Source organism: Kitasatospora sp. A2-31 (genome assembly GCF_022288725.1).
Lineage (GTDB): Bacteria > Actinomycetota > Actinomycetes > Streptomycetales > Streptomycetaceae > Kitasatospora.
In genome coordinates this window covers 1-6,678 of the sequence record NZ_JAKNTA010000060.1, presented here as the reverse complement: position 1 = coordinate 6,678, position 6,678 = coordinate 1, and the positions used below count along the sequence as shown (strand labels likewise).

Annotated in this window: 9 protein-coding genes and 1 pseudogene; 7 read left to right on the top strand and 3 right to left on the bottom strand. The window is 74.6% G+C overall.

Annotated features, from left to right (window positions below; translation table 11 throughout):
• The coding region (locus MCM47_RS39080; RefSeq protein ID WP_238951659.1) for an aldo/keto reductase at window positions 1–1,111 on the bottom strand (1,111 nt) is incomplete at its 3' end.
• A 254-nt stretch (window positions 1,112–1,365) separates the two neighbouring features.
• Here MCM47_RS39080 and MCM47_RS39075 point away from each other — a divergent pair.
• Window positions 1,366–2,274 (top strand): helix-turn-helix transcriptional regulator, encoded by a 909-nt coding sequence (locus tag MCM47_RS39075; protein ID WP_238951658.1) that lies wholly within the window; start codon window positions 1,366–1,368, stop codon window positions 2,272–2,274.
• Between the two features lie 76 nt (window positions 2,275–2,350).
• Here the strand turns inward: MCM47_RS39075 and MCM47_RS39070 are convergent, their stop codons facing one another.
• On the bottom strand, window positions 2,351–3,226 hold the full coding sequence (locus MCM47_RS39070) for a DMT family transporter (protein WP_238951657.1): 876 nt from the start codon (window positions 3,224–3,226) through the stop codon (window positions 2,351–2,353).
• 161 nt (window positions 3,227–3,387) lie between these two features.
• On the opposite strand from MCM47_RS39070, the gene MCM47_RS39065 reads away from it, so the two are divergent.
• The 6 genes from MCM47_RS39065 (at window position 3,388) to MCM47_RS39040 (ending at window position 6,496) form a co-directional block, all read left to right on the top strand.
• Complete coding sequence (locus MCM47_RS39065; protein WP_238951656.1) at window positions 3,388–4,284, top strand: LysR family transcriptional regulator; 897 nt, start codon at window positions 3,388–3,390, stop codon at window positions 4,282–4,284.
• 162 nt (window positions 4,285–4,446) lie between these two features.
• On the top strand, window positions 4,447–4,764 hold the full coding sequence (gene gvpO, locus MCM47_RS39060; protein WP_238951655.1) for a gas vesicle protein GvpO: 318 nt from the start codon (window positions 4,447–4,449) through the stop codon (window positions 4,762–4,764).
• A 52-nt stretch (window positions 4,765–4,816) separates the two neighbouring features.
• Complete coding sequence (locus MCM47_RS39055; RefSeq protein ID WP_238951654.1) at window positions 4,817–5,263, top strand: gas vesicle structural protein GvpA; 447 nt, start codon at window positions 4,817–4,819, stop codon at window positions 5,261–5,263.
• Window positions 5,264–5,266: 3 nt separating this feature from the next.
• The gene (locus tag MCM47_RS39050) at window positions 5,267–5,977 is read left to right on the top strand and encodes a GvpL/GvpF family gas vesicle protein (RefSeq protein ID WP_238951653.1); all 711 of its coding nucleotides are present in this window, start codon (window positions 5,267–5,269) and stop codon (window positions 5,975–5,977) included.
• Between the two features lie 9 nt (window positions 5,978–5,986).
• On the top strand, window positions 5,987–6,241 hold the full coding sequence (locus MCM47_RS39045) for a gas vesicle protein GvpG (protein ID WP_238951652.1): 255 nt from the start codon (window positions 5,987–5,989) through the stop codon (window positions 6,239–6,241).
• A gap of 93 nt (window positions 6,242–6,334) precedes the next feature.
• Window positions 6,335–6,496: a hypothetical protein gene (locus tag MCM47_RS39040; protein ID WP_238951651.1), complete on the top strand. Its 162-nt coding sequence runs from the start codon at window positions 6,335–6,337 to the stop codon at window positions 6,494–6,496.
• 45 nt (window positions 6,497–6,541) lie between these two features.
• Here the strand turns inward: MCM47_RS39040 and MCM47_RS39035 are convergent.
• Window positions 6,542–6,678, bottom strand: a pseudogene (locus tag MCM47_RS39035) (TetR family transcriptional regulator); the annotation flags it as partial.

Sequence of the window (6,678 nt, the reverse complement as noted above, 5' to 3'; positions counted from 1 at the left end):
GGGGGGGGAGGGGGGGGGGGGGGGGGGGGGGGGGGGGGGGGGGGGGGGGGGGGGGGGGGGGGGGGGCGGGGCCGGTGCCGGCTCCGGTGCGGGCGATCGCGGCGGCGATCTCGTCCAGGTCGGTGGTGGTGAGTTCCAGGGCGCCGGCGCCCAGCCAGCCGTCCACCTGGTCGGGCCGCCGGGCGCCGACGATGGCCCCGGTGACGCCGGGCCAGGCCAGCGCCCAGGCGATGGCCGTCTCCGCGACGGAGGCGCCGTGCCGGGCGGCGACCGGGCGCAGGGCGTCGGCGAGGGCGAGGTTGGCCGGCAGGCCGGTGGTGAAGTCGGCGTGGTCGCGGCGCCAGTCGTCCGCGGGCAGGGCGGCCGCGCGGTCGGCCGAGAAGGCGCCGGTGAGCAGGCCGGACTGCAGCGGCGAGTAGGCGATCACGCCGGTGCGGTGGGCGGCGGCCCAGGCGATCTCGGCGGCGGCGGAGCGGTTGACGGCGGAGAACGGCGGCTGGACGACCTCGACGTGGGTGATCCGTTCGGCGGCCTGCAGCTGCGGGACGGTGTGGTTCGACAACCCGATCGCGCGGACCTTGCCCTCGGTGCGCAGGTCGGCCATGAGCTGCCAGTACTCCTCCAGCGGGGTGGCGTCCGCGCCGGCCTCGCCGGTGCCGTCGCCGGCGACCTCGATCGAGCCGCCGGTGTCGGGCCAGTGCACCTGGTAGAGGTCGATGCGGTCGACGCCCAGGCGGCGCAGCGAGTCCTCCAGCTCGCGGCGGACGCTGGCGGGCTTCATGATGCGTCGGGGTGCGGCCTGCGGGTCGGCCGCGTCCCAGACCAGTCCGGCCTTGGTGAACAGGAAGGGGCGTTCGGCTTCCGGGATGCCGGCGACGGCCCGGCCGACCAACTCCTCGGCGTGGCCGAGGCCGTAGACGGCGGCGGTGTCGATCCAGTTGACGCCGGAGGCGACGGCGTGGCGGATGGTGGCGATCGACTCGGCGTCGTCGGTGGCGCCCCAGCCGAACCGCCAGCCGGTGCCGGAGACGGCCCAGGAGCCGAAACCGACCCGGGTGATGTCCATGCCGGTGGTGCCGAGGGGGCGGGTGGGCAGGGGGGTGGCGCTCATGCGGTGATGACTCCTCGTCGGGTTCCCGGGGCGGCTTCGGGGCTGCTCGGGGGTTCGTCGGTCCTCGTGGTACCCGTGGGTCCGGGCTGGACGTCGGGGCGGCGGGACGGGCGCGGTGCGCGCCGGCCGCCGGCACCGGCAGGCCCGGGCCGTCCATCACGGTGCCCGCCCGCGGGCGGGGCGCCCAGTGGCAGCCGGTGCCTGGGCACGGCGTGACCAGGCAGGACGGGACGGCGTCGTGGGAGGGTGGGCGCATGGCTCTGGACCGACGTACGGAACTCGGCGCGTTCCTCCGCTCCCGCCGCGCCCGGTTGCGCCCCGACGACCTGGGGTTGACGCACTACGGCGGGCAGCGCAGGGTCCCCGGGCTGCGCCGCGAGGAGTTGGCGCGGCTGGCCGGGGTGAGCGTGGACCACTACGTCCGGCTGGAGCAGGGGCGGACCCTGCACTTCTCCGAGGCCGTGCTGGACGCCGTCGCCCGGGCGCTGCGGCTGGACCCGGTGGAGCGCGACCACCTCTACCGGCTGGCCCGCCCGTGGCCGGAGCCGGAGCGGGCGGGACGGGCGGAGGGGCCGGAGGGCGCGGCGGAGGCGTCGCCGCAACGGGTGCGGGCGGGGCTGCGGCGGCTGCTCGACTCCATCGCCGACGTCCCCGCGTACGTGGTGGGGCGCAACACCGACGTGCTGGCCTGGAACGCCCTGGCCGCCGCGCTGATCACGGACTTCGGCGCGCTGCCGCCCCGGCACCGCAACCTCGCCCGCCTGGTGTTCCTGGACGAGGGGATGCGCGGCCTGTACGCGGACTGGCCCGGGAAGGCCGCCGACGTGGTCGCCTACCTGCGGCTGGACGCCGGGCGCCACCCGGACGATCCCGGCACGGCCGCGCTGATCGACGAACTGTCCGATGCCAGCCCCGAGTTCCGTCGGCTGTGGGCGGCCCACGAGTTGCGGGACAAGACCCACGGCCGGTACGTCTACCGCCATCCGGTCGTCGGCGGGCTCGATCTGGGCTTCGAGACGCTGCGCCAGCCCGACGATCCGGACCAGGCGCTGGTCGCGCACACCGTGGAGGAGGGGTCGCCGTCCGAGACGGCCCTGCGGCTGCTGGCCGCCTGGGCCCATCGCCGCCAGCCGGGCGCCGTGCCGGGATCGGCCGTGCCGTGAGCGCCGTGCCGGGATCGTCGGAGTGGTGGGCTGAGCGCCGGGTGAGTGCGCCGTGTCCTCCTGGCCGGCGGGGGCGTCAGTGAGTGGGCTGTGCGGCGGCCGCCGCCGCGACGGGCGCGGTGTCCCCGTCGGTCGTCGGAGCCGGGGCCGGTACGGCCGGGGTGCGGGCGCCGGTGCGGATCGCGGCGATGCCGGCCGTGACCACGCCGGCGACGCCGAGGACGCCGACCGGCCCGGGGAACTGGCCCAGGACCACGGCTCCGATCACCATGGCGATCGCCGGTTCGAGGCTCATCAGGGTGCCGAACGCGGCGGTGGTGAGCCGTCGCAGGGCGAGGAATTCGAGGGTGAACGAGAGCAGCGGCGCGAAGGCGGCGAGCAGCAGGCCGGTGAGCGCCTGGGACGGGGTGACGGAGCCGATCGCGGCGGGGCCGACGAAGAACGTCGTGACGAGGGCCGCCGTCGGCAGCGAGACGGCGAGCCCCTTGAGGCCCTCGACCTGGTCGCCGGCGCGCTGGGTGAGGAGGATGTAGCCGGCCCAGCCGGCGCCCGCGGCCAGGGCGAGGGCGATGCCGACCGGGTCCGTCCCCCCGCGCCAGGGCTGGGTGAGGAGCACGACCCCGGCCGCGGCGAGCAGGCTCCAGCGCAGCAGTCCGGCGCGGCGCCCCGCGTACAGGGAGACCGCGAGCGGGCCGAGGAACTCCAGGGCGCTGGCCGTCCCGAGCGGGATGCGGGCGATGGCGAGCGTGAACAGGCTCATCATGCCCGCGGTCACCACGCCGAGCGCCAGGCAGGCCCGCAGCCCGCTGCGGGTGAAGTCGGAGCGCCGGGGCCGGGCCAGGACGAGCAGGACCAGTCCGGCCCAGACCAGCCGCAGCCAGGCGGTGGTGACCGGGCCGATCCGGTCGAACTGGCCGACGGACAGCGCGAGGCCGGCCTGGATGGAGGTCATCGCGGCGATCGTCATGGCGGCGCCGGCGCCGGCCCGGTGGCCGTCTGAGCGTGGGGTGGGGTGGCCGTGGGGCGTCATGCGGATCAGTAGACCTCCGGAAACCGTTGCCGTCCACGTGCCATTTCTGGACAGTCCGTTCATGAATCGTGAACGATGCCCTCATGGACACCCGCCGCCTCGCCCTGCTCTGCGAGCTGTCGCGCCTCGGTTCGATGCGCGCGGTCGCCGAGAACTGCCACGTGACGACGTCGACCGTGTCGCAGCAGCTCGCCGCGCTCGCCAAGGAGGTCGGCCAGGTGCTGGTGGAGCCGGAGGGCCGCGGGGTGCGGCTGACCCCGGCGGGCCGCCGGCTGGTCGAACACGGGACGCGGATCCTGGACGCGGTCGAGGCGGCCCGGCTGGACCTGAGTGCGGGGGCGGAGCCGAACGGCACGGTGCGGGTCGCCGGGTACCTGACGGCGGTGCGCGACTTCCTGCTGCCGCTGGTCGTCCGGCTCTCCGAGCAGTACCCGCGGGTGCGGCTGCTGGTGCGCGAGCACGAGCCCCCGGAGTCGCTGGCGCTGCTGGCCGACGACGCGGTGGACCTCGCGCTGACCTACGACTACAACCTGGCCCCGGCACCGGCGGACCGGTCGGTGGAGGTGACGCCGTTGTGGAGGGCGGACTGGGTCCTCGCGGTGCCGGCCGCCCTGGACGTGCCCGCGGTCTGCGCCACCGAGGTGTTCGCGGCCTGCGCGGAGCTGGACTGGATCGCCAACTCCCGGCACACCGCGGACGAGACGGTGGTGCGCACGCTCGCCTCGATGGCCGGTTTCACCCCGCGGGTCACCCACCGCGCCGACAGCCTCGACCTGGTGCAGCACATGGTCGCCGCCGGCCTGGGGGTGGCCCTCCTGCCGGCCGACCGCGTGCCCCTGCCCGGGGTGCGCATCGTCCCGCTGGCCGATCCGCCGGTGGTGCTGCGCGCCTACGCGGTGGTCCGGCCCGGCCGGCTGCAGTGGCCGGCCCTGGCCCTGGTCCGGGCCCTGCTGCAGGAACGGGCCGACCCCACCCGTTGAGCCCGGAGGGGCCCGACCGCCCGGGCGGCCCGGCGCAGCCCGCGCCCCCTGCCCGGTTTGCCCCAGGATGGACGGGTAGGCGTGAGCGGGATGGAAGGACGGTCTATGCCTCGGCACCACGAGGACGACGACGGGCAGCCCACGAGGAAGCCCCGGCGAAGCGTGTCGGGATCCGACGAGGACAAGCCCGCCAGGCGGGCCCCGAGGAGGAGCAGCCCGCGGCCGTCGATGGCGGCGGTCATGCGGGCGGCACTGGAACAGCTGGAGATGCTGCTCGGCAGGGTGCCCGAGTCGGTGTCCGGCCTCCGGCGCACGGACGAAGGATGGGAGGCCGAGCTGGAGGTGGTGGAAGTCGAGCGGGTGCCGGACACGGCGAGCATCCTCGCCACCTACCGGGTGACGCTCGACAGCGAGGGGGACGTACTGGGTTACGAGAGGACACGCCGCTACACCCGTGATCAGCTCGACCGCCGGACGTGAGGACGGCCGGGTCGGGCGATTCGCGCGTGGTGTGTCCGCGGAAGGAGGCACCGTGACTGTGGTGCCGCAGGGCGGCGGAGGCAGTGCAGCAACCGGGGGCAGGGGTTCGGGCACGTTGTACGACGTCGTCGAGCTGATCCTCGACCGGGGTCTGGTCATCGACGTCTTCGTGCGCGTGTCCCTGGTGGGCATCGAGATCCTCAAGATCGACGCGCGCATCGTGGTGGCCAGTGTGGACACCTACCTGCGCTTCGCGGAGGCGTGCAACCGGCTGGACCTGGAGTCCGGCCGCAAGGCGCCGACCAAGTTGACCGATCTGGTCGGCGAGATGACCGAGGGCGGCGCCCGGGGCAAGAGCAAGGGAGCGCTCACCGGCGCGGTGGAGGCGGTGACGGACACCATCCGGCAGCACACCCAGGGCGATGAGGAGGAGCCGGAACGGGTCGAGAGGCGCGAGAGGTCGCGGCCGGCGCGCCGCGCCCGCCGGGAAGAGGAGTGAGCCATGGCCGTCTACGTCTACGCGATCGTCGCCGGCAGCCATCCGGCGAGCCTGGACGGCCTCACGGGGGTCGGGGACCCTCCCGAGAAGCTGGACACCCTCAGCGAGGCCGATCTGACCGCGATCATCAGCCCCGTGCCCGAAGGGCTGCGGGCCCGCCGTCGCGACGTCATGGCGCACCAGACCGTCCTCCAGCGGCTGATGGCCGACGGAACCGTGCTCCCGCTCCGGTTCGGCATGGTGGCCTCCGAGCCCCAGGAGATCCGGGAGGCGCTCACGGAGCGCGCCGACTTCTACCGGGAGCGGCTGCACACCCTCGCGGGATGCGCGGAGTACCTGCTCAAGGCGGCCTTCGACGAGGACCTCATGCTCCGGCAGATCCTGCAGGACTCCCCCGAGGCGCAACGGCTGAACGAGGAGAGCCGGCGCAGCGGTGATCCGGACGTCAAGGTGCGGCTGGGCGAACTCGTGGCCGGGGAGCTGCGGGAGCGCGGCGACTCCGCGGCGGCCCGGGTCCTGGAGGTGCTGCGTCCGCTGGCGCGCGAGACCAAGGAGAACGAGCCCCACGGCAACGACTTCGTCAGTGTCTCCTTCCTCGTGGAGGACGCCCGTCAGGAGGAGTTCGTCACCGCCGAGTCCCGGTTGGCCGAGGAGTGGGGCGAGAGCTACCAGTTCAGGCTGCACGGCCCGCTGCCGCCCTACAGCTTCGTCTAGGAGGACGTCATGGGGCTGATCACGGGGCTGCTGACGCTGCCGCTGGCCCCCGTGCGCGGGGCCGTCTGGGTGGCCGAACAGGTGGCGAACGCGGCCGAGCGCCAGTACTACGACCCCGCGCCCGTCGAGGAGGCGCTCAAATCACTCGAACGCGACCTGGTCGCCGGGCACATCAGCGAGGAGGAGTTCGACCGCCGCGAGGAAGAACTCCTGGACGAACTCGACGAGATCCGCCGCTTCTGGGCGGCGAAGCAGCAGGGCTGAGAGCCGCTGCCGGTTCGGGGTTTCGGCACCGGGCGGGCGATCAGACGCGAAGCACTGCCGGCCCGCCGGCGACGAGGGCAAAGGAGGCCCGCCATGGCCTGGATTCTCTTCCTCATTCTGGTCGCGATCATCCTCGGGATCATCGGCGTGGCCGCGGACGGCCTGCTCTACCTCCTCGTCATCGGCATCGTCGTCTTCCTCGTCGCCCTGGTCCTCGGCGGCACACGCCTGCGCAACGGCCGGTCCCTTCGCTAGTGCCTGCACGAGGGCGGCTGCGCACGGTCAGGCACGCGGACGCGATCAGGCACGCGGAGCGCCACCGTCCGCCGCCAGGCGCGTGAGCCACTCACGCAGCAGGCGCTGCTCCGCGTCGCTCAGGACATCGGACTCGTCGGGGAGGGCGGCGCGCAGCGCGCGGGCCGCCGCGGCGGGACCGG

Bases quoted from the DNA above. Each gene is read 5' to 3' on its own strand.
- MCM47_RS39075 (WP_238951658.1), top strand. From the start codon at position 1,366: ATGGCTCTGGACCGACGTACGGAACTCGGCGCGTTCCTCCGCTCCCGC.
- MCM47_RS39070 (WP_238951657.1), bottom strand. From the start codon at position 3,226: ATGACCTCCATCCAGGCCGGCCTCGCGCTGTCCGTCGGCCAGTTCGAC.
- MCM47_RS39065 (WP_238951656.1), top strand. From the start codon at position 3,388: ATGGACACCCGCCGCCTCGCCCTGCTCTGCGAGCTGTCGCGCCTCGGT.
- MCM47_RS39050 (WP_238951653.1), top strand. From the start codon at position 5,267: ATGGCCGTCTACGTCTACGCGATCGTCGCCGGCAGCCATCCGGCGAGC.
- MCM47_RS39045 (WP_238951652.1), top strand. From the start codon at position 5,987: ATGGGGCTGATCACGGGGCTGCTGACGCTGCCGCTGGCCCCCGTGCGC.
- MCM47_RS39040 (WP_238951651.1), top strand. From the start codon at position 6,335: ATGGCCTGGATTCTCTTCCTCATTCTGGTCGCGATCATCCTCGGGATC.